The organism is Comamonas humi, from assembly GCF_054782535.1.
This window is the reverse complement of the sequence record NZ_BAAGSH010000016.1, coordinates 225,562-245,874: the sequence shown is the minus strand read 5'-3', so window position 1 is coordinate 245,874 and position 20,313 is coordinate 225,562. Positions and strand designations below refer to the sequence as shown.

General features: G+C 68.5%; 18 protein-coding genes. 8 read left to right on the top strand and 10 right to left on the bottom strand.

What is annotated here, in order from left to right:
• The first annotated feature begins 11 nt into the window (after nt 1-11).
• Nucleotides 12-1,445: a sensor histidine kinase gene (locus tag ACYVKR_RS17010; RefSeq protein WP_460482125.1), complete on the top strand. Its 1,434-nt coding sequence runs from the start codon at nt 12-14 to the stop codon at nt 1,443-1,445.
• A 50-nt stretch (nt 1,446-1,495) separates the two neighbouring features.
• On the opposite strand, the gene ACYVKR_RS17005 is transcribed toward ACYVKR_RS17010, so the two are convergent.
• The 4 genes from ACYVKR_RS17005 to ACYVKR_RS16990 all read right to left on the bottom strand — a co-directional run bounded on the left by ACYVKR_RS17005 (nt 1,496) and on the right by ACYVKR_RS16990 (nt 5,468).
• Nucleotides 1,496-3,061 carry a hypothetical protein gene (locus tag ACYVKR_RS17005; protein WP_460482124.1) on the bottom strand — a complete coding sequence of 522 codons (1,566 nt, stop codon included), beginning with the start codon at nt 3,059-3,061 and terminating at the stop codon, nt 1,496-1,498.
• A 270-nt stretch (nt 3,062-3,331) separates the two neighbouring features.
• Nucleotides 3,332-4,084 carry an SPOR domain-containing protein gene (locus tag ACYVKR_RS17000; protein ID WP_460482123.1) on the bottom strand — a complete coding sequence of 251 codons (753 nt, stop codon included), beginning with the start codon at nt 4,082-4,084 and terminating at the stop codon, nt 3,332-3,334.
• On the bottom strand, nt 4,081-4,950 hold the full coding sequence (locus ACYVKR_RS16995; RefSeq protein WP_460482122.1) for a biotin--[acetyl-CoA-carboxylase] ligase: 870 nt from the start codon (nt 4,948-4,950) through the stop codon (nt 4,081-4,083). Before ACYVKR_RS16995 ends, ACYVKR_RS17000 begins: the two co-directional genes overlap by 4 nt.
• On the bottom strand, nt 4,947-5,468 hold the full coding sequence (locus ACYVKR_RS16990) for an SET domain-containing protein (RefSeq protein ID WP_460482121.1): 522 nt from the start codon (nt 5,466-5,468) through the stop codon (nt 4,947-4,949). The genes ACYVKR_RS16995 and ACYVKR_RS16990 overlap by 4 nt, the downstream gene beginning before the upstream one ends.
• Nucleotides 5,469-5,593: 125 nt before the next feature.
• Between ACYVKR_RS16990 and ACYVKR_RS16985 the strand changes: the two genes are divergently transcribed.
• Both ACYVKR_RS16985 and ACYVKR_RS16980 read left to right on the top strand, forming a co-directional pair.
• On the top strand, nt 5,594-8,515 hold the full coding sequence (locus ACYVKR_RS16985; protein WP_460482120.1) for a DNA topoisomerase III: 2,922 nt from the start codon (nt 5,594-5,596) through the stop codon (nt 8,513-8,515).
• The gene (locus ACYVKR_RS16980) at nt 8,515-9,957 is read left to right on the top strand and encodes a hypothetical protein (protein WP_460482119.1); all 1,443 of its coding nucleotides are present in this window, start codon (nt 8,515-8,517) and stop codon (nt 9,955-9,957) included. Before ACYVKR_RS16985 ends, ACYVKR_RS16980 begins: the two co-directional genes overlap by 1 nt.
• Before the next feature lie 45 nt (nt 9,958-10,002).
• Here the strand turns inward: ACYVKR_RS16980 and ACYVKR_RS16975 are convergent, their stop codons facing one another.
• The 4 genes from ACYVKR_RS16975 to ACYVKR_RS16960 form a co-directional block, all read right to left on the bottom strand.
• Complete coding sequence (locus tag ACYVKR_RS16975; RefSeq protein ID WP_460482118.1) at nt 10,003-11,001, bottom strand: tripartite tricarboxylate transporter substrate binding protein; 999 nt, start codon at nt 10,999-11,001, stop codon at nt 10,003-10,005.
• Between the two features lie 34 nt (nt 11,002-11,035).
• Complete coding sequence (locus tag ACYVKR_RS16970; RefSeq protein WP_460482117.1) at nt 11,036-12,595, bottom strand: AMP-binding protein; 1,560 nt, start codon at nt 12,593-12,595, stop codon at nt 11,036-11,038.
• Nucleotides 12,596-12,704: 109 nt separating this feature from the next.
• Complete coding sequence (locus ACYVKR_RS16965; RefSeq protein WP_460482116.1) at nt 12,705-13,706, bottom strand: phosphotransferase; 1,002 nt, start codon at nt 13,704-13,706, stop codon at nt 12,705-12,707.
• Between the two features lie 36 nt (nt 13,707-13,742).
• Nucleotides 13,743-14,960: an acyl-CoA dehydrogenase family protein gene (locus tag ACYVKR_RS16960; protein WP_460482115.1), complete on the bottom strand. Its 1,218-nt coding sequence runs from the start codon at nt 14,958-14,960 to the stop codon at nt 13,743-13,745.
• 116 nt (nt 14,961-15,076) lie between these two features.
• Between ACYVKR_RS16960 and ACYVKR_RS16955 the strand changes: the two genes are divergently transcribed.
• Entirely contained in the window at nt 15,077-15,856 is a 780-nt protein-coding gene (locus ACYVKR_RS16955) for a tyrosine-protein phosphatase (RefSeq protein ID WP_460482114.1), read from the top strand.
• Between the two features lie 24 nt (nt 15,857-15,880).
• On the opposite strand, the gene ACYVKR_RS16950 is transcribed toward ACYVKR_RS16955, so the two are convergent.
• A complete protein-coding gene (locus ACYVKR_RS16950) occupies nt 15,881-16,120 on the bottom strand; it encodes a hypothetical protein (RefSeq protein WP_460482113.1) in 240 nt (79 codons plus the stop codon).
• A 174-nt stretch (nt 16,121-16,294) separates the two neighbouring features.
• Between ACYVKR_RS16950 and ACYVKR_RS16945 the strand changes: the two genes are divergently transcribed.
• On the top strand, nt 16,295-17,677 hold the full coding sequence (locus ACYVKR_RS16945) for an aminotransferase-like domain-containing protein (protein ID WP_460482112.1): 1,383 nt from the start codon (nt 16,295-16,297) through the stop codon (nt 17,675-17,677).
• A 27-nt stretch (nt 17,678-17,704) separates the two neighbouring features.
• Here ACYVKR_RS16945 and ACYVKR_RS16940 read toward each other — a convergent pair whose 3' ends face one another.
• A complete protein-coding gene (locus tag ACYVKR_RS16940; RefSeq protein WP_460482111.1) occupies nt 17,705-18,277 on the bottom strand; it encodes a flavin reductase family protein in 573 nt (190 codons plus the stop codon).
• A gap of 92 nt (nt 18,278-18,369) precedes the next feature.
• Here ACYVKR_RS16940 and ACYVKR_RS16935 point away from each other — a divergent pair, with 92 nt between their 5' ends.
• The 3 genes from ACYVKR_RS16935 to ACYVKR_RS16925 all read left to right on the top strand — a co-directional run bounded on the left by ACYVKR_RS16935 (nt 18,370) and on the right by ACYVKR_RS16925 (nt 20,294).
• Entirely contained in the window at nt 18,370-18,756 is a 387-nt protein-coding gene (locus ACYVKR_RS16935; RefSeq protein ID WP_460482110.1) for a VOC family protein, read from the top strand.
• Nucleotides 18,757-18,903: 147 nt separating this feature from the next.
• Nucleotides 18,904-19,512: a class I SAM-dependent methyltransferase gene (locus ACYVKR_RS16930; RefSeq protein ID WP_460482109.1), complete on the top strand. Its 609-nt coding sequence runs from the start codon at nt 18,904-18,906 to the stop codon at nt 19,510-19,512.
• Nucleotides 19,509-20,294: a tRNA-uridine aminocarboxypropyltransferase gene (locus ACYVKR_RS16925; RefSeq protein WP_460482108.1), complete on the top strand. Its 786-nt coding sequence runs from the start codon at nt 19,509-19,511 to the stop codon at nt 20,292-20,294. Before ACYVKR_RS16930 ends, ACYVKR_RS16925 begins: the two co-directional genes overlap by 4 nt.
• Nucleotides 20,295-20,313: the final 19 nt, after the last annotated feature.

Genomic DNA, 20,313 nt, shown 5'->3' with positions numbered 1-20,313 from the left:
GGCCAGCCACCATGTTCCGCAGCGAGCAGCGCTCCCTGTTCGGCGAGATCCTCGACTGGATGCTCACGCCGCTGCTGCTGCTGTGGCCGGTGTCGCTCGCGCTGACCTGGCTGGTGGCGCAGAACCTGGCGAACAAGCCCTTCGACCGTGCGCTGGAGTACAACGCCCAGGCGCTGGCCCAGCTCATCAGCGTGCGCGGCGGCCAGACCTACTTCAACCTGCCGCAGCCCGCCAGCGAGATCCTGCGCGCCGACGACTCCGACGCCGTGTACTACCAGGTGCTCACGCCCACGGGCCAGTTCCTCTCGGGCGAGGCCGCGCTGCCGCCGCCGCCCGAGGCCGACGAGCGCCAGCCCGGCGAGGTGCGCCTGCGCGACGCCGAGATGCGCGGCGAAGACCTGCGCGTGGCCTGGATGTGGGTGCGCCTGTCGCTGCCCGAGCCCAGCCTGGCGCTGATCCAGGTGGCCGAAACGCGCGAGAAGCGCAGCGTGCTCGCCACCGAAATCATCAAGGGCGTGATGCTGCCGCAGTTCGCCATCCTGCCGCTGGCCGTGCTGCTGGTGTGGCTGGCGCTGGTGCGCGGCATCAAGCCGCTGCACCAGCTGGAGGAGCGCATCCAGGCGCGCAAAAGCGACGACCTCTCGCCCATCAACCACCGCGGCGTGCCGCTCGAGGTCGTGCCGCTGGTCGACTCGGTCAACGGCCTGCTCGAACGCCTGCAGGACTCGCTGGCCACGCAAAAGCGCTTTCTCGCCGACGCCGCGCACCAGCTCAAGACCCCGCTGGCCGGCCTGCGCATGCAGGCCGAGATCGCGCAGCGCGAAAGCGCCAGCGCCGAGGACCTGAAGCAGTCGCTGCAGCAGATCGGCCGCGCCAGCATGCGCGCCACGCACACCGTCAACCAGCTGCTGTCGCTGGCCCGCGCCGAAAGCCGCGGCGGCACGCTGCAGACCAGCCGCTGCGACATGGCCGCCATCGTCATCGACGCGGTGCACGACTGCATAGCCCGCGCGCTGGCGCGCGGCATCGACCTCGGCTACGACGGCCCCCAGCCCGGCGAAGGCAGCCAGGCCGTGGTGGACGGCAACGCCACGCTGCTGTCCGAGCTGGTGCGCAACCTGCTGGACAACGCCGTCAACTACACACCGTCGAGCAGCGAAGCACCCGGCGTGATCAACGTGCGCCTGCTGGCCGACCCCTTCGGCCAGGTGCTGGTGCTGCAGGTGGAGAACACCGGCCCCGGCATCCCCGAGGGCGAACGCGAGCATGTGTTCCAGCCCTTCTACCGCGTGCTCGGCACCGGTGTGGACGGCTCGGGCCTGGGCCTGCCCATCGTGCAGGAGATCGCGCGCCAGCACGGCGCCAGCGTGCTGCTGGAAGACGCCTTCCCCCAGCGCAGCCAGCGCGGCGTGCTGGTGACGGTGCGGTTTCGCACCACCGCCTAACCATATAAGCCAAATTGACCTCTAGTGCTTTCTGGATAAGCGCTAGCAGCTCACTTTTTTGATTTTTCTGATGCTTCGAGCACCGGCCCGAGTCCGACCAGGTTGCCATGGCGGTCGCGGATGCGCAGCATGCCGGGGCTGTTGTTCGGGATCGGCAGGCTGATGGGGCCGGCCCAGGCCCAGAGCTGGCCATCCGGCTGGCCGCAGCCGGGCGTGTCGGGAAACGGCGCCCCGCCCGGCCAGCAGACGACAGAGCCATCCGCATTGCTGACCATGCCGTTGTCGAGCACGCGGTCAAAGAGAATCCGCAACTGCCGGTACGGCATGTACCACTCGCCGAGCAGGTGGTCGGCCAGCGACTGCTGCGGCTCCAGCACCAGCCGGCGCAGAGTCTTGGGGGCCTCGCCAGGCAGGGTGATGGTGCCGGTGCTCCAGGTGTCTGCCCAGCGATCCTGCACGGCAAACTCCAGCGCTGCCGTGCCGGCCAATTCCTCCTCGTGCGCCGACTGGGCCGGCCCGCCCAGGCTGCGGCCGCCGCCATAGCGGTGCAGCGGCACCTGGGCCACCGACGCCAGCGTATCGGCGCCCTTGCTGCCGTAGGTGCTGCTGCCCATGTGGAAAGTGGGCTGCCCGTCGGCGCGGTAGTTGAAGGCCTGCAGCACGGCCGTGCTGCCCTGGATGTCCAGTGCCAGCCCGCGTCCGGGCTTGCCGGTCAGCTCGTCCGCGATCACCCAGGTGCCGTTGAACGGCATCAGCGTGTGGAAAAACCGGGTGCAAATGTCCATGCAGGCGCCACGCCTGCGGATGCTGGCATAGCTTTGCTGATAGGCCGTGATGCCATCAGACAAAAACGCATGCTGGGTCTGCCCCACCAACGTCCATTGCCGGCGCTGGCCCTGGGTATCGACCACCTGCACTGCACCACCCACATCGCCGGCGGCCAGGCGCAAGTCCAGCGACTGGATCCGCAGCGCGCCAATTGGCAGCACCCCATCCGGCGCCACGCAGTGCCACTGCGCGATGGCGCCGGCCGGGGTACAGGCCAGTTGCTGATCGTTGATGCCCAGGCGAACGCCAGCTTCATCGGAGAAATCGGCAAGCCAGAACTGCGCCATCGCACCCTGCTCGTCCAGCGCCAGCAGCTGGAACGCCCGGCGGCCCAGTTGGGCCAAGGGGTTGGTGACGGCAGGCTCCTGGCTGTTGACGAGCAAGCGCTCGATGGCCACCGGCACCTCGCCCGGAAACTGCACCGTGCCGTTGAGCCCGTTCATAAACGAGACCTTCACCTCGCCCGGCGAGCCGTCCTCCACCCCGTCGCGCGCCTCGCCGCCAAAGCTGCGTCCGCCGCGCCAGCGCATCAGCGGCGCGGTCACGCCATTGCCGTCCATCTGGCCGGTGGCGGTGTAGAAGGTGGCGTCGCCGTTGGGCTCGTAGCCGAACACCTGCATGAAGAAGGTATTGCCCTGCACGTCGATGGCCAAGCCCCGGCCGGGCTTGCCGTCCAGCTCGCTGCTGACGATCCAGGTGCCCGCCTGCGGCGTGAAGTCGCGCGCGGCAAAGGCCGAGCAAGCTGCCATGAAGCCGAGCGCAAGCGCGGCGATTTGGTGTTTTTTCATATGGGTCAACCCTCTCTGGACTGGGGTAGCGCCTCCTTACCGCCGCGATGCTTGGCCGGCTCTCTTACGCTACCGTGGGTTGCCTGACTATTTGACAAAAACCAGCCAAGCGCCGGCAGTGTCCCCGGCAATTGACTCCGGCGACATCGGTACAAATTCCGATAGCCAATATTTATTCAGCTGACAGTCTGGGCTGGCTCCGATGTCATGAATACCAGCCAAATCAGCCTCCAGCGCTTATCCCATAAGCACCGAAAGCTATGATTTTTATCAGGAACAGCCTTGCAGTTCCTTGCCATCCATGGCGTGCCAGCTGTTCACGCGCTTGCGGGTGGCGCTGTCGGCCTTGGGCAGGCGCAGGGTGTAGCTGGTGAGCTCGGGGCGCTCGACCACGACCTTGGCGCTGACGCCTTTTCTGGCCAGCATGGCCTGCTGGCGCTCGGCGGCCTCTTCGGTGGAGAAGCGCCCCAGCGAGATGCCCGGCTCCAGCGACGCGAGGCGGGCGCGGTCGGTGGGGATGTCGAGCGTGCGCAGCTCGTCGCGCCGCTTGTCCAGCGCCTCGGGGCTGCTGAACTTGCCCAGATACACCATCCAGCGCCCGGCGGTGCTGCTGGAGTCGAGCTTCCACGAGCCCTCGGGCAACTTGGCCAGTTGCAGCCGCAGCGCCTCGACCTGCTTGGCGTCGAAGCTGCCGGCCTGCAGGCATTCGCGCTTTTCCGGTTTTTCGGGCTTGGCTTCGGCCACCACGGGCGGCGGTGCCTCGGCCACGGCGGGAGCGGGCGCAGGAGCCGCGGGCAGGGGCGCCGGTGCAGGCGCCGCTTCGGCCGCGGCCGGGCGGCGGCGCGCGGCGTCGGCCTCCGGCGCAGGCAGGATGCGCAGTTGCTCGGGCCGCACCTGGCGCTGCACGCGCTCGGGCTCGGATGGATCGGCCGGCGCCATGCCCAGGCTGCGCAGCATGCCCTGTGAGAAGGCGTAGTAGCCCAGGTTGGCGAGCAGCAGCAGGATGACGGCGATGCGGATCATGGCTGCACTGGCGCAGGCGCCGCGGGCCGCACGCTGATCTCGGAGCTGGTCACCGCCGACACGCCCTGCGCGGTGCGCACCAGCAGCGCGCCGTCGCCGCGCAGGCCCTCGGCCACGCCGGCCGTGCCGTCGGTGAGGTTGACCGCCCGGCCCCGCAGCGCGTCGCGCTGCGCAAAGCGCGGCAGCAGCGGCGCGAAGCCCTGGACGGCGAAGGCCAGCAGGGTGTCGACCAGCGGCGCCGCGATGGCGGCCAGCGCCTGCGGCGCGTCCCAGCGGGCATCGAGCATCTGCAGGCTGCCCGGCGTGGTCGAGAGGCCATCGCCCGCTGGCGCACGCACGTTGATGCCGATGCCGATGACCACATAGCGTTCCGCAGGGTTTTGGGCTGCAGTGCCCATCCCATCTGCGCCAGCAGCTACAAAACTTGCAGTCTCGACCAGGATGCCGGCGAGCTTGCGGTCGCCGCTCAGCCACAGGTCGTTCGGCCACTTGAGGCCGATGCGCGGCACGGCGCTGCCCGGCTCTGGCGGCGCGGGCTGCAGGCTCTCGGCCACGCTCACGCCCACGGCCAGCGACAGGCCCGACCAGTCGCGCGGCGCCAGCGGCAGGCCCAGCGAGAAGGTGAGCGCATCGCCCACCGCGCCATGCCAGGGCCGGCCCAGGCGGCCACGGCCGGCGGTCTGCCGCTCGGCCACCAGCAGGATGGGCTCGGTGCGGCCGGCGCGGGCGCGGCGCATCAGCTCGGTGTTGGTGGAGTCGATGCTGGGCAGCACCTCGACGGTGAAGCCGGGCAGGCGGGGATACAGCGCTTCCCAGATGGCCTCGGCGGGCCAGCGGATGGGCTCCGCGGTGTTATCGAGGCTCATCGGCTGCCGGCCTTCTTGCTGTCGCCGGGCATCGGCGGGCGCCAGCCGCGCTTGGGCGCCAGCATGGTGCCGCGGCAGTCCGCATTGCCGCAGTAGCACGCGTACTCGGCCTTGAGCTGCTTGGTGTAGCGCTCTTCCACGATCAGGCCGTAGTCGTAGTTCAACTCCTCGCCAGCCAGGATGTTGCGCAGCGCGGTGATGAAGATGCGGCCGTCGCGCTCCTCGGCGTAGCAGTTGGGCGCGCAGCTGTGGTTGATCCAGCGCGCCGCGTTGCCGCGGTCGCCGCCGTCGATCACGCGCTCGCCGTCGATCTGGAAGAAGAAGGTGTGGTTGGGGTTGGCCGGGTCGTGCGGGTGGCGGTCCTGGCTCTCTTCCCACGAGATGAGCTGGCCCTTGTACTCGATGACGGTCTCGCCCTCGGCCATGTCCTGCAGCGCGAAGACCCCCTTGCCGTGCACGCCCGAGCGGCGCACCTGGATGCGGCGGCCAGGGGAAAAACGAGGGACATTGCTCGGCATGGCGAAATCTCTGCTAAGTTAAATAAGCACACGTATGCGCGTAGGCGCGCGCACGCGAAGAAACGCATTGTAGAAGCGCCAGCCCCCGGTTTGGGGGCGGCACCACGAATGAGACGAGCCCGTTCATGACAAAAACACTGGTAATTGCAGAAAAACCATCCGTCGCGCAGGACATCGTGCGCGCACTCACGCCGGTGGCCGGCAAGTTCGACAAGCATGAAGACCACTTCGAGAGCGACCGCTATGTGGTGACCAGCGCCGTCGGCCACCTGGTCGAGATCCAGGCGCCCGAGGAATTCGACGTCAAGCGCGGCAAGTGGAGCTTCGCGCACCTGCCGGTGATCCCGCCTCACTTCGACCTCAAGCCCGTGGACAAGACCAAGAGCCGCCTGAACGCGGTGGTCAAGCTGGCCAAGCGCAAGGACGTGACCCAGCTCATCAACGCCTGCGACGCGGGCCGCGAGGGCGAACTGATCTTCCGCCTGATCGAGCAGTACGCCGGCGGCGCCAAGGGCACCCTGGCCAAGCCCATCCAGCGCCTGTGGCTGCAGAGCATGACGCCCCAGGCCATCCGCGACGGCTTCGAGCACCTGCGCAGCGACGCGCAGATGCAGGGCCTGGCCGACGCGGCGCGCAGCCGCTCCGAGGCCGACTGGCTGGTGGGCATCAACGGCACGCGGGCGATGACGGCCTTCAACTCGCGCGACGGCGGCTTCTTTTTGACCACCGTGGGCCGGGTGCAGACGCCCACGCTGTCGCTGATGGTGGAGCGCGAGGAGAAGATCCGCAAGTTCGTCAGCCGCGACTACTGGGAAATCCACGCCGACTTTGCCGCCCAGGCCGGCCACTACCCCGGCAAGTGGTTCGACCCGAAGTGGAAGAAGGGCGAAGACCCCGAGGCCCGCGCCGACCGCGTGTGGAACCTGCGCGATGCCGAGGCGATCGCCAACGCCGCACGCGGCAAGCCCGCCACCGTCACCGAAGAAGCGAAGCCCACCACCCAGGCCTCGCCGCTGCTGTTCGACCTGACCAGCCTGCAGCGCGAGGCCAACGGCAAGTTCGGCTTCTCGGCCAAGACCACGCTGGCGCTGGCCCAGGCCCTGTACGAAAAGCACAAGGCCCTGACCTACCCGCGTACCGATTCGCGCGCGCTGCCCGAGGACTACCTGCCCGTGGCCCGCGAGACCTTCGAGATGCTGGCGCACAGCGGCATGCAGCAGCTCGCGCCGTTCGCGCAGCAGGCGCTGGGCGCCAACTACGTGCGCGCCAGCAAGCGCATCTTCGACAACAGCAAGGTCAGCGACCACTTTGCCATCATCCCGACCACGCAGGCGCCGGGCGCGCTGTCCGAGGCCGAGCACAAGCTCTACATGCTGGTGGTGCGCCGCTTCATGGCGGTGTTCTTCCCCAGCGCCGAGTACCTGGTCACCACACGGGTGAGCAAGATCGAGGAGCACCACTTCAAGACCGAGGGCAAGGTGCTGGTCAAGCCGGGCTGGCTGGCCATCTACGGCAAGGAAGCCGCGAGCGAGGTGGAAGACGCCAAGGAAGGCGACAAGGGCCAGAACCTGGTGCCCGTGCAGCCCGGCGAGCAGCCACCGGCCGAGCAGGTCGACGCCAAGGGCCTCAAGACCAAGCCGCCGGCCCGCTACTCCGAAGCCACGCTGCTAGGCGCGATGGAGAGCGCCGGCAAGCAGGTGGAGGACGACGAGCTGCGCGAAGCGATGCAGGAAAAGGGCCTGGGCACGCCAGCCACGCGCGCGGCCATCATCGAAGGCCTGCTGACCGAGAAATACATGCTGCGCGAAGGCCGCGAGCTGATCCCCACGGCCAAGGCCTTCCAGCTGATGACGCTGCTGCGCGGCCTGCAGGTGGAGGAACTGTCCAAGGCCGAGCTGACCGGCGAATGGGAATACAAGCTCGCCCAGATGGAAAAGGGCCAGCTCTCGCGCGATGCCTTCATGGCCGACATCCAGGCCATGACCGAGCGCATGGTCAAGAAGGCCAAGGAGTACGACCGCGACACCATCCCCGGCGACTACGCGACGCTGGCCACGCCCTGCCCCAACTGCGGCGGTGTGGTCAAGGAAAACTACCGCCGCTATGCCTGCACGGGCGCCAACGGCGCCGGCGAAGGCTGCGGCTTTTCGTTCACCAAGTCGCCCGCGGGCCGCACCTTCGAGCCCGCCGAGGCCGAGGCGCTGCTGCGCGAGCGCCGCATCGGCCCGCTGGAAGGCTTCCGCTCCAAGGCGGGCTGGCCCTTCACCGCCGAGGTGGCCATCGTGCGCGACGACGAGCAGAACAACTACAAGCTCGAGTTCGACTTCGGCGACGACAAGGACGACGAGGACTCGGGCGAGCTGGTGGACTTCGGCAGCCAGAACGCGCTGGGCAACTGCCCCAAGTGCGGCGCGCCGGTGTTCGAGCATGGCGCCAACTACGTCTGCAGCCGCGCCGTGCCCACCGCGCAGCAGGCCAAGCCGAGCTGCGACTTCAAGAGCGGCCAGATCATCCTGCAGCAGCCCATCGAGCGCGAGCAGATGGTCAAGCTGCTGAAGGACGGCAAGACCGACCTGCTGGACAAGTTCGTCTCCAACCGCACGCGCCGCAACTTCAAGGCCTTCCTGGCCTGGGACGCGGCCGCCGGCAAGGTGGGCTTCGAGTTCGAGCCGCGCGACTCCAAGTACCCGCCGCGCAAGGGCGCTACCAAAACTGCAGCTGCTGGCGCAGGTGGTACGGGCGCTGCAGCCAAAAAAGCCACCAAAACCGCGAGCAAGACCGCCACCAAGGCCGCCAAGGCGCCGCGCAAGACCACGGCCGCCACCGGCAAGGCGCCCAGCGCCGCGCTGGCCGCCGTGATCGGCGGCGAACCCGTGGCCCGCCCCGAGGCGGTCAAGAAGATGTGGGAGTACATCAAGGCCCACAACCTGCAGGACCCCAAGGACAAGCGCACCATCCTCGCCGACGACAAGCTGCGCCCCGTGTTCGGCAAGGACAGCATCGGCATGTTCGAGCTGGCGGGCGTGCTGGGGCAGCACCTGGGTTGATGCGGTCGGTCGTGAAGAAGAAGGCCCTCATCGCCGCCGCAGTCGGCGTCATCGGCGCAGCGATTGGCGTCGCTGCCCTGTACCTGCGCCCGGACGTGCCAGCCCACATCGCCATTTTTGCACCCGCCGGCATCAACCCCGAGTTTGTCGGCAAGGTGGCCGGCACCCATATCAACACCGGTGAGCCGGACCACATGGAAAGGCAGCTCCAGAAGGTGGTGGGCAGCAGCACCAAGGTGGACCTGGACCTGGGGCCGGTGCTGAACCGTATCCGGCCCGTCGCCCAGCTCAATACCGACTACGGGATGGGCGACCAACGGCAGCGCAAGCTGTTCGCCCCGCTGGCGCTCAACAAGCTGCGCGACATTCCTCCCGACCCGGAGGCCATCGCCATTCTGCGGCCCTACATGGAGCTGATCCAGCGCTACCAAGACCACGTAGCCACGGTCTTCGTGGCGGACGAACCGTATCTCAATGGCATCTCCAAGGCGGAGCTGGAGCGCATGGCGAAAACGCTGCGCGCCCTGTTTGCCGAGTACCAGATCCGGGATGTGAAGCTGGGGGTGATCTTTGCCAGCGGCATGGCGAACGCCGACTTTGCCCAGTTGCTGGATCGCGAGGCCGGCCAGTACGTGCGCAACATCGACCAGTACTACCAGGCCTTGAGCGAAAAAGCCCAGGCCGGCACCGCCGCCCCGGACGAGCTGCAATGGCTGCAGCACATCGAAAAGCACCGGCTCACCACCTATGACAGCGCCGGCAACATGTATGTGGGAGGCGGCCTGCCCCAAGGGTACGACGTCTTCGGGTTTGACTTCTACCTCTCCACCGTGCTGCAGGACGGGCTGTACGAAAACGCGCTGCCCGAGCTGCAAAAGCACGCACCGCGCGGTGCCTGCGAGATCGAGAAATTCAGCAAAATTTCCCAGCTGCGCGCGCAACTCTCGTTCTACCAGGATGGCCCCATCGTTCCGGCCTCCACAGCCAACGGCCAGGCTTCGACCGAAGATCCCCGGGACAAGGACCGCCGCCTGCTGGACCAGCTCTACCAATGCCGCATGGCAGCCGCCACCAACATGCTGCGCAAGGAAATCGCCAAGATGGGGGGCAAGGGCAAGATCATCGTGGTCACCGAGTCCAGCAACAACGGCGTGCTGGAGTTCGACTCCAAGCAGAACATCGAGCCCGGCCAGCCCCAGCTGCTGATCGAAAGCCGGGTGCTGGATGAAGTCAGACGCGCCCTGGCCTTCTACGGCAAGGAACGGAAGCGGGGTGACATCGAGGCGCTGGAGTTCTTCACCTTCGACAACACCTACGACAACACCATCAACCTGCACATCGGCGGCTTTGTCGACATGCCGTCCGTCAAGGCCGAAATCTTCCAGGCTTCCAGACAGATGATGTGCCAGGGCAAGGCTGCCGCGCAAGCCGCTTGCCAGTAGCGCGGGTCCGGCAGCGAGCGAGGCGTGCCCCGCCCGCTGCCGATGTCAATCCGCCTTGACCCCCACGGCCTTGGCCAGCTCGGCGTAGCGCGCGGTCTCGGACTCGAAGAACCTGGCGATTTCCTGTCCGCTCATGTCCGGGATCTTGAGCGAGCGCTGGGTTTCGCGGAAGCTGACCGCCGCCGGGTCCTGCTGGGCCTCGGCGATCACCGTGCGCAGGCGCTGCACCAGTTCGTCGGGCGTGCCCTTCCTGACGAAGAAGCCGCCCCAGATCGTGTAGCTGAAGTTCTGCAGCTGCCGGCTCTCGTTCACCGTGGGCAGGTGCTTGAGCGTCTCGGGCCGCGTCGCGCCCAGGCTGGCCAGCATCTTCATGCGGCCCTGCTCGGCCATGGCATCGAACGAGGACTGGTACGCGGTGATGACGAAATCGATCTGGCCGCCGGCCAGGTCCTGGATCATCGGCGCGCCGCCCTTGTAGGGCGCGTGGGTGAGCTTGCTGCCGATGCGCTGCGCGAAGTTCTCGGTGACCAGGTGGTAGAGCGAGCCCAGGCCGGTGGTACCGTAGCTCAGCGGCGCGCCGGCGGCGGCGGACTTGCGCGCCAGGTCGATCAGCTCGTCCACCGAATTCACCGGCAGGCCCTTGCGGGCCAGCACCACCAGCGGCACATAGGACGAGGGCTGGACCAGCACGACATCCTGCGGCTTGTACTTGACGGCCGGGTTGACCAGCGGCGACAGGATCACCTCGTTGGGCGAGCCCAGGAACAGGTAGTAGCCGTCGGCCGGCGCCGACAGCACCTTCTGCGCGCCCAGACCGCCGCTGACGCCGCCCAGGTTCTCGACCAGCACCGGCTGGCCGAGCTTGGCGCCCATCAGCGTGGCGTACATGCGGGCCGAGGCGTCCGTGGCCCCGCCCGCCGGGTAGGGCACCATCACCGTGACCGGCTTGGTCGGATAGGGCGGCGCCGCCAGGGCCCCGGGAGCGGCTGCCGCCGCGCAAAGCGCCGCGACCAGCAGGCCGCACAGGTGTCGTCGAGTCTTCATGCCATTGATCCCCTTGGTTTTCTTTGTGTTCCGCTCAACCCACCTGGCGCGCCTGTCCGTCCCAGAAGCGCGCGCGCAGGGTCTTCTTGTCGATCTTGCCCAACGAGGTGACGGGCAGCTCGTCCGCCAGCCACAGCTGCTTGGGCGTGTTGACCGCGCCCTTGCGCGCCTGCACGAAGTCGATCAGCTCCTGCGCCCCGGCCGCCGCGCCGGGCTTGAGCACGACGACGGCGGCCACCGCCTCGCCCCACTTGGCATCGGGCACGCCGATGACGGCCGACTGCGCCACCGCGGGATGCAGCGCCAGGCAGCCCTCGACCTCGCTGGAGTACACGTTGAAGCCGCCGGTGATGATCATGTCCTTGGCGCGGTCCACCAGGTAGAGGTAGCCGTCGGCATCGCAGCGCGCCAGGTCGCCGGTGTGCAGCCAGTCGCCGGCGAAGACCTTGGCCGTCTCCTCGGGCCGGTTCAGGTAGCCGGCCATGGTCAGCGGGCTGCGCACGCATAGCTCGCCCACCTCGCCCACGGCCACCTCGCGGTGCTGCGCGTCCAGCAGCCGCACCTGGTTGCCCAGCAGCGGCCGGCCGCAGGACTGCAGGCGCCCGGGCTGCTCCAAGTCGTGCTCGGCCTTGCGCAGGTAGCTGATGGTCATCGGCGACTCGGCCTGGCCGTAGATCTGGCCAAAGATCGGGCCAAAGCGCCGCACCGCCTCGGCCAGCCGCGCCGGCGCGACGGGCGAGGCGCCGTAGAAGATGCATTCGAGGCTGGAGCGGTCCCAGCGGTCCAGCTCCGCAAAATCCAGCAGTCCGTAGATCTGCGTGGGCACCAGGAAAGTCGCGGTGATGCGGTGCTGCTGCACGGCCTGCAGGAAGGTCTCGGGCCGGTATGGGTCCAGCAGCACCAGCGTGCCGCCGCGCAGCAGCGTGGGCAGCACCATGGAGCCGCCGGCGTGCGAGATCGGCGTAGCGATCAGGCAGCGCGTCTCGGCCGGCCATTCCCAGCCGGAGAGCTGCTGCAGCGTCATGGTCAGCGTGGTGCGCTGGCGGTGGACCACGCCCTTGGAGCGGCCGGTGGTGCCGCCGGTGTAGCTGATCTTGGCGATGTCGTCCGGCTGCGCCGCGATGGGCAACGGGCCGCCGTCGAAGGCCGCGCTGGCGGCGATCACGTCCTCGCCCAGGTCCGAGGGGCCGATGCTGAGCACATGCCGCACCAGACCGCGCGCCTTGAGCTGCGCGCCACGTTCGGCAAAGCGCGCGCCGACCACCAGCGCGGCAATGCTCGCGTCCTCCAGCACGAAGGCCTGGTCGTCCAGCGCGCCCATGGGGTGCAGCGCCGTCTGGCGCAGCCCGAGAAAGGCGCAGGCGATGATGACGGCCAGCGCCTCGGGCTGGTTGCCGGTGAGCACGGCCAGCCCTTCCTGGTGCCGCAGGCCCAGCGACGCCAGGTAGCGCGCCATACGGTGCACGCGCCGCTCCAGTTCGGCATAGGTCCACGACGAGCCATCGGGCATCACCAGCGCCACGCGCCCGGGAAAGGATTGGAAGGCCGAGCGGTAGGCGTCGGCGACGGTGCTGCCTGCGTAGAGTGCGGTCATCGGGATTCCAGGTGGAAGACTCCCCGCATGATCCCTGCACCGCGCGCCGAGCGAAAGCCCGGCATGTAGCTACCGCGACAACGGTGCAGCCCTCGCTCCGCCGGTTCCGCTACCGGTAGCGCTGCGCGCAGGCCCAGCCCAGCTCGGCCAGCGGGCCGGCCTTGGCGCCGGTTTCCGCCGCGTCGGCCGCGGCCGCGTTGCCGTCGGCGGCGCGCTGGGCGATGCCGTAGAGGATGGCCGCCATGCGGAACAGGTTGAAGGCGAGGTAGAACTCCCAGCGCGCGCCGGGGTCGCGCCCGGTGGCCTCGGTGTACCAGCGCAGGTAGGTGGCCTCGTCGGGAATGCCCAACGCCGCCCAATCGAGGCCGCCGATGCCGCGCCACAGCTGCGGCGGGATGCGCCAGCCCATGCCCTGGTAGGCCAGGTCGGCCAGCGGGTCGCCCAGCGTGGACAGCTCCCAGTCGAGCACGCCGATCACGCGCGGCTCGCTGGCGTGCCACACCAGGTTGTCGAGCCGGTAGTCGCCGTGCACCAGCGTGGTTTCGTCGCGCTCGGGCAGGTGTTCGGGCAGCCAGTCCATCAGGCGGCGCATGGCGCCATTCACTGGCACGGTGAGCTGCTGCGTCTGCTGGCTCCAGCGCCGCACCTGGCGGGCCACGTAGCCGCCGTGGCGGCCGTAGTCGGCCAGGCCCACGGCATCGAGGTCGACCGCGTGCAGCGCGGCGACCACGCGGTTCATCTCGCGGTAGTGCGCTTCGCGCTGCGCGGGCGCCATGCCGGGCAGGGCCTGGTCCATCAGCACCCGGCCGTCGAGGAACTCCATCAGGTAGAAAGGCGTGCCCAGCAGGCCGGCGTCGCCGCAGTAGGCCAGCATGCGCGGCACCGGCACGTCGGTGGCGGCCAGCGCGTGCATCACGCGGTATTCGCGGTCCACCGCGTGCGCGCCCGCCACGAGCTGGCCGGGCGGCTGCTTGCGCAGCACCATCTGCCGGCCGCCCGCCTGCAGGCGGTAGGTGGGGTTGGACTGGCCGCCGGCCAGCACCGACAGCTGCAGCGGCTCGTTGCCGCCCAGACCCTGGTCTTTGAGGTATTTTTGCAGGATGGCGCTCATACCATCTGCGCCAGCAGCTACTGTTTGCATAGCAAACTACGCTCCCATCGCGCGGATCTGCGCCGGCACGCCGTACTCGGCGGGCGCGTCCTGCCCGGCCGCATGCACCAGCTTGCGCGCCATGCTGAAGCGGTGCACCTCGCTCGGGCCGTCATAGATGCGGAAGGCCCGCATGTCCATGAAGATGCGCATCACCGGCGACTCCATGGTCACGCCCTGGCCGCCCAGCATCTGCACGCAGCGGTCCACCACGCGCCACTCGGCCTCGGAGCACACGACCTTGGCGCGGCTCGATTCGTAGTTGCCCTTCTCGCCCTGGTCCAGCAGCCAGGCCGTGTGCCAGATGTGCAGGCGCGCGGTGTGCAGGTCCATGTCGTTGTCGGCCAGCATGAAGCCCACGCCCTCGTGCTCGGCCAGCGGCCGGCCGAAGGCCTGGCGGCGGCGCACGTAGGCCAGCGCCACGTCGTGCGCGCGCCGCGCCTGGCCCAGCCAGCGCATGCAGTGCGTGAGCCGCGCCGGCGCCAGCCGCACCTGGGCGTAGCGAAAGCCCTTGCCCACCTCGCCCAGCACGTCGGCGGCGGGCACGCGCAGCTGGTCGAAGCGCAGCACGCCGTGGCCGCCGGTGAAGCACGAGTCCATCGCATCCATGCTGCGCTCGAGCACGATCTCCGGCCGGTGCATGTCGCTCAGGAACATGGTGGCCGAGCCGTCTTCCATGCTCGCCATGATGATGGCGTAGTCCGCCCCTTCGGCGCCGGTGATGAACCACTTGCGGCCGCTGATGAGGTAGTCGCCGCCGTCGCGCACCGCCGTGGTGGCCAGCGCCGCCGGATCGGCGCCCGCGCCCGGGGCCGGCTCGGTCATCGCAAAGCACGAGCGCGTCTCGCCCGCGACCTGCGGGCGCAGCCAGCGCTCCTTCTGCGCCGGGCTGGCCACCTCCTCCATCAAATGGATGTTGCCTTCGTCGGGCGCATGGATGTTGAGCGCCGTGGGGCCCAGCCACGAGTAGCCGGCCTCCTCGAAGACCACGGCCTTCTCGACATGCGACAGGCCCAGGCCGCCCAGTTCCTTGGAAGCATGCGGCGTGAGCAAGCCGGCTGCCCTGGCGCGGCCCACCAGCTCGCGGCGCAGCGCCTCGCTCGGGCCGTGGCTCGACTGGCGCTCGTCGTTCTCCAGCGGGATCACCTGCTCGGCGATGAATTGCCGCGTCCTGTCGCGCAGCTCCAGTAACGGTGGCGGAAGCGAAAAGTCCATGGGGAAATCCTTGCACCCCGGAACGGGCGCCGCGCCCGATCTTGCCATGACTGCACCCGCCCCGGCATCGCCCGCACGACACACGGTTGCAGCCTGCATAGGCTATAACCCTATACATGCCCCCTACCACCGAAGCCCTCGCGGCCGGCCACGATACGCCGCGCCACATCGCCCTGCCCGGCACCACCAACTTCCGCGACCTGGGTGGCTACCAGGGGCTGCACGGCCGCACCGTGCGCTGGCGCAAGCTGTTCCGCTCCGACCACCTCGCCCACCTCACGCCACAGGGGCAGCAGAGCCTGCTGGGCCTGCAGGTGCGCCGCACGGCGGACTTCCGCGGCGCCCGCGAGCAAGAGCAGGACCGCTACGCCATAGCCGGCCTGCTGCACCACTCGCTGGCGATCGAACCCACCGTGGTGCAGCGCGCCTTCACGCTTCTGCGTGAGGGCGCCGACCTGACGCCCGAGCACACCGTCACGCTGATGCAGGACACCTACCGCGGCTTCGTCCACGACAACGCCGCGCAGTTCGCGCAGTTCTTCGAGATGCTGCTGCACAGCGATGACCCCATCGTCTTCCACTGCACCGCCGGCAAGGACCGCACCGGCTGGGCCGCCACGCTGCTCTTGATGACGCTGGGCGTGCCGCGCGAGGTGGTGCTGCAGGACTACCTGCTGACCAACCGCTACTACCAGCGCCCGGCCGAGGCCCGCGCCGCGGCCGCCCACATCCGCCCCGACATCCTCGACGTGCTGTGGCGCGTGCAGGAGCCCTTCCTCACCGCCGCCCTCGACCCGCTGCTCGCCCAGTACGGCAGCGTGCCCGTCTACATGGCCCAGGTGCTGGGCGTGGATGAGAAGGCGCAGCAGCGGCTGGCGGAGATGTATCTGGAGTGACTACGCGCCGGCCCTTCCTGGCCGTCACGGCAAGCTCAGGTCCAGGCCGAGCATCCTGACCAGGGCGAAGGTGAAGAGCCCCAGGACCAGCAGCGACAGCACGAAGACCGCGGCCACCTTGCCGCCCGCGCGCAGCACCGCGCGCGCCTCCTTCTCTTTCCCCCGCTTTCCCTGGTCGTAATGCCACTTGATGGCGAAGAACATGCCCGTGCCGAGCACGAGCACCTTGAACGCAGCGAAGACTACAGGGATCCAATCGACCATTTGAGAATTTCCAGCCTATGACTTGGCACTGTCCAGCGTGAGAAGGATTGCCCCCAGCTGAGCGCGGCAAAAACGCCAGCGACTACCATGCAAGGAGGGCGTTGCTGCGCGTTCCAGGCCATACTACCTGCAAGCAACTTCCATACATCGATGCAAAACGCCCGGTTGAAAACCATGCAAGATGACGACTTGCCCCTCTGGTTGCCGAGATTGGCCGCGCATGGCGGACCACGTTTCCTGCAGATTGCGGATGCCTTGCAGGCGGCGGTGGCAGAGGGATCTTTGACCCCGGGTGACCGTCTCCCGCCGCAGCGCCGCTTGGCCGCCCTGCTCGGCGTTGACCTGACGACGATCACGCGCGCCTACGACGAAGCCAGGCGCCGCCACTTGCTGGAGGGCCGCGGCGCTCGAGGCACCTATGTCGCGGCGCCGAAAGTCGAATTGAGCGCCATCCTCGACCTGAGCATGAATACCCCGCCACCGCCGGATGGCGTGGACTTCGGCGACCTGCTGAAACAAGGCCTGTCCCAGGTATTGATGAGCGCGGATGCTGAATTGCTGATGACCTACCACCTGGGCGGCGGAAGCGACTCCGACCGCAAGGCGGGAGCCCAATGGCTGGAGCCGATGTTGGGGCAGCTGGATCCCCGGCAGGTGGTGGTCTGCCCGGGAGCGCAAGCAGCGATCGCCGCATTGATCCTGGCGCTGACCGAGCCTGGCGATGTGATCCTGGCAGAGCCGATGAGTTATCCCGGCCTGCGCGCCGCAGCGGCCCAGTTCGGCCGGCGCATCGTTGCGGTGGAGGCAGATAAGCACGGGATGATGCCTGGGGCGCTGGAGCAAGCGTGCCGCCAGCACCAGCCGGGGCTGGTCTACCTCAATCCGACCTTGCAGAACCCGACCGCCATCACCATTCCGGAAAGCCGGCGCCAGGAACTTGCCAGCATCGCAAAGCGCTGCAAGGTACGCATCGTCGAGGACGATCCCTACTGGCTCCTTGCCGATACCCCGCCGCCGCCCCTTGCCACGCTTGCCCCGGAGCAGGTGTACTACATCTCCACCCTGTCGAAATGCCTGACGCCCGGCTTGCGTGTCGCCTTCGTGCTCCTGCGTGACCCGCACGAACGCGAACGTTTCCTGGTCGCGCTCCGATCATTCGCGCTGATGGCCGCCCCCTTGACGGCCGCACTGGCCACGCAGTGGATCCTCGACGGCTCGGCCGGCGGATTGATGGCAGGCGTACGCAAGGAGGCGCGTCTGCGCCACCGGATGGCCAGGAATATTCTGGCGGGGCGCTACGGCGGCGCTGGAGATGGGTTGCATGTATGGCTCGAGCTGCCAGGGTATTGGAGCCCCTCGCAGCTGGCGCGCGCAGCCGACAGCGAGGGCCTCGCCGTCACACCGGCGGAGGCCTTCGCCACCGGCGGCGGGGCCGTGAATGCCATCCGGATCTCCTTGGGGTGCATCCAGGACCGTGGACGCTTGCGGACGGGCCTTCAACGGCTGTCCCACCTGCTTGCGCGGCGGCCCGAGTCGTTCAGCGTTGCGGTCGTGTAACTGCGGGTCGCAGTCGCATCCCACCTCTCACACTCGCACCGACTCCCCGATCGCATAGAACTGCCCGCCCGCCACATAGTGCAGCGTGCGCAGCTCGGGCGGCGCGGTGTCGAACTCCCAGTGCCCGTCGCGGAACACGCGCTCGTCGGCCCAGGCGGCCACGACCTCGGCGATGAACAGGTCGTAGGCCTGCTGGTTGTGCGGCTCGGGAATCAACTGGCAGACCAGCCAGGCGGCGCAACCCTCGACCAGCGGCACGGCGGGCCAGCCGGGCGCGGTGAAGAGCTGCACGCCGTGGCGCTGCAGCTTGTCGGGCAGGTCCACGGCGCTGTCGGTGCCTATGGCCTTGGTGAGCGCGGCCATGGGCACCGTGGGCAGTTGCAGCGCGAAGCAGCCGCTGCCCTCGACCAGCGCGCGGGTGCGCGTGGCCTTGTCGATCACGACGGTGACCTTGGGCGGCGCAAAGTCCAGCGCGCAGGCCCAGGCGGCGGACATGGCGTTGCGCTCGCCCGCGTGCTCGGCCGACACCAGCACGGTGGGGCCGTGGTTGAGCAGGCGGTAGGATTTTTCCAGCGGGACGGCGGTGAAGTGTTGGGGCATGGCGTGCACGGGGGTGACAGGAAAGCAGGCAAAGATCGCTAGGATGGCATCCGCAATCTGTGCCTGATGGTAGGCGATACAAGGAGGATGCAATGTTCAGCCATGTCATGCTGGGAGTGAATGACCTGGAGCGCGGCAAGCGCTTCTACGATGCGCTGCTGGGCCAGTTGGCCGTGGCGCCTGGCGTCGCCAACAAGAACCGCTATTTCTACCGCAGCCCCACGGGCACGTTCGCGATCAGCACGCCCATCGACGGCCAGCCCGCCACCCACGCCAACGGCGGCACCACGGGCTTCGCCTGCGCGTCCACCGAGCAGGCCGATGCCGCGCATGCCGCTGGCGTGGCCGCGGGCGGCATGAGCTGCGAAGACCCGCCGGGCTGGCGCGGCGAAGGCGCCGGCCGCCTGTACCTGGCCTACCTGCGCGATCCCGACGGCAACAAGATCTGCCTGCTGCACCGCCCACCGAAAGCCGCCTGATATTGCAAAAAGCATAGCTGCTTGCGCTTGTTGGTATTTGATATTCAGGCATATATGACCTGAATTCCTTTTCTGACAAGCGCAAGCAGCTACTTTTTGGAAGCATGCGCATTGCGCGATACTCCCGGCTTTGGACAAGGAGCATGCGTGCAATCAGCGAGCGAGCAGTGGTTCGACGAGGCGTATTACCAGCGCTATTACTTCGACAAGAAAACCAGCGTGGTGGACGCCGAGCATGTGGCGCGGCTGGGCGCCTTCGTCTGCTCGTACCTCGGCTACCTGCGCGTGCCGGTGGCGCGCGTGCTCGACATGGGCTGCGGCATCGGGCTGTGGCGCGAGGTAGTGGCGCGGCACTTTCCCGGCGCCAGCTACCACGGCGTGGAGTACAGCGAGTACCTGTGCCAGCGCTTCGGCTGGGAGCGCGGCTCGGTGGTGGACTACCAGTCCGACGAGCCCTTCGACCTGGTGATCTGCCAGGGCGTGCTGCCGTACCTGAGCCCGCCCGACCTGAAGCAGGCGCTGCACAACCTGGGGCGGCTGACCCGCGGCGGCCTGTACGTGGAGGCCGTGGCGCGCGAGGACTACGAGCGCGACATCATCGACGACGGCCTGACCGACCCGCGCCTGCTGCGCCACCGCGCCGAACTGTACCGCCGCGGCCTGCGCCCGGCGATGCGCGAGCTGGGCGGCGGCGTGTGGCTGAGCCGCGATTGCGCCGTGCCGCTGTTCGCGCTCGAAAGCGTGGATGCCGAATGACGGAAACCGTCGCGCCCCATGCCACACCCCACGCCGTCTCGCGGCTGCGCACGCAGCGCCTGGCCCGCAGCACGCGGCCCTTCCTGGCGCGCGGCGGCCCCAAGGGCGAGCGCTGCGAGGGCTGCCGCCTGCGGCCCACGCACTGCATCTGCCAGTGGCGGCCAGGGCTGCAGACCGCGGCCGGCATGTGCCTGCTGATGCACGACGCCGAGCCGCTCAAGCCCAGCAACACCGGCTGGCTGATCGCCGATGTGGTGGCCGATACCTGGGCCTTCGGCTGGTCGCGCACCGAGACGGACGCGGCGCTGCTGGCCCTGCTCGCCGACCCGCAGTGGCAGCCTTACCTGGTGTTTCCCGGCGAGTTCGTGCAGCCGCCCGAGCGGGTGGTGCATGAACTGGTGCCCCGAGCCGGGGGCGAACCCGGCGACAAGCGGCCGCTGTTCATCCTGCTGGACGCCACCTGGCCCGAGGCGCGCAAGATGTTCCGCAAGAGCCCGTACCTGGACCGCTTTCCGGTGCTGAGCCTGCACCCCGACCAGGTGTCGCGCTACCGCCTGCGCCGCTCGTCGCGCGGCGACCATTTCTGCACCGCCGAGGTGGCGGCGCTGTGCCTGGAGCTGTCGGGCGACGCCCGCGACACGCATGCCTCGCACACGCTGTCGGCCTACCTCGACGTGTTCACCCACCACTACCTGCAGGCGCGCCACCAGCTGCCGCCGGACCTGGACAGCCCGGCGCACCGGCAGTTGCAGGCGCTGCAAGCGGAATATCAAAAACAATAGCTATTAGCGCTTGATACAT

Excerpts from the sequence above, each read along its gene's own strand:
- ACYVKR_RS16985 (WP_460482120.1), top strand. The coding sequence starts at position 5,594 with ATGACAAAAACACTGGTAATTGCAGAAAAACCATCCGTCGCGCAGGAC.
- ACYVKR_RS16945 (WP_460482112.1), top strand. The coding sequence starts at position 16,295 with ATGCAAGATGACGACTTGCCCCTCTGGTTGCCGAGATTGGCCGCGCAT.
- ACYVKR_RS16970 (WP_460482117.1), bottom strand. The coding sequence starts at position 12,595 with ATGACCGCACTCTACGCAGGCAGCACCGTCGCCGACGCCTACCGCTCG.
- ACYVKR_RS16925 (WP_460482108.1), top strand. The coding sequence starts at position 19,509 with ATGACGGAAACCGTCGCGCCCCATGCCACACCCCACGCCGTCTCGCGG.
- ACYVKR_RS16995 (WP_460482122.1), bottom strand. The coding sequence starts at position 4,950 with ATGAGCCTCGATAACACCGCGGAGCCCATCCGCTGGCCCGCCGAGGCC.
- ACYVKR_RS16990 (WP_460482121.1), bottom strand. The coding sequence starts at position 5,468 with ATGCCGAGCAATGTCCCTCGTTTTTCCCCTGGCCGCCGCATCCAGGTG.
- ACYVKR_RS17000 (WP_460482123.1), bottom strand. The coding sequence starts at position 4,084 with ATGATCCGCATCGCCGTCATCCTGCTGCTGCTCGCCAACCTGGGCTAC.
- ACYVKR_RS16980 (WP_460482119.1), top strand. The coding sequence starts at position 8,515 with ATGCGGTCGGTCGTGAAGAAGAAGGCCCTCATCGCCGCCGCAGTCGGC.
- ACYVKR_RS16940 (WP_460482111.1), bottom strand. The coding sequence starts at position 18,277 with ATGCCCCAACACTTCACCGCCGTCCCGCTGGAAAAATCCTACCGCCTG.
- ACYVKR_RS17005 (WP_460482124.1), bottom strand. The coding sequence starts at position 3,061 with ATGAAAAAACACCAAATCGCCGCGCTTGCGCTCGGCTTCATGGCAGCT.
- ACYVKR_RS16935 (WP_460482110.1), top strand. The coding sequence starts at position 18,370 with ATGTTCAGCCATGTCATGCTGGGAGTGAATGACCTGGAGCGCGGCAAG.
- ACYVKR_RS17010 (WP_460482125.1), top strand. The coding sequence starts at position 12 with ATGTTCCGCAGCGAGCAGCGCTCCCTGTTCGGCGAGATCCTCGACTGG.
- ACYVKR_RS16960 (WP_460482115.1), bottom strand. The coding sequence starts at position 14,960 with ATGGACTTTTCGCTTCCGCCACCGTTACTGGAGCTGCGCGACAGGACG.
- ACYVKR_RS16950 (WP_460482113.1), bottom strand. The coding sequence starts at position 16,120 with ATGGTCGATTGGATCCCTGTAGTCTTCGCTGCGTTCAAGGTGCTCGTG.
- ACYVKR_RS16955 (WP_460482114.1), top strand. The coding sequence starts at position 15,077 with ATGCCCCCTACCACCGAAGCCCTCGCGGCCGGCCACGATACGCCGCGC.
- ACYVKR_RS16965 (WP_460482116.1), bottom strand. The coding sequence starts at position 13,706 with ATGAGCGCCATCCTGCAAAAATACCTCAAAGACCAGGGTCTGGGCGGC.
- ACYVKR_RS16975 (WP_460482118.1), bottom strand. The coding sequence starts at position 11,001 with ATGAAGACTCGACGACACCTGTGCGGCCTGCTGGTCGCGGCGCTTTGC.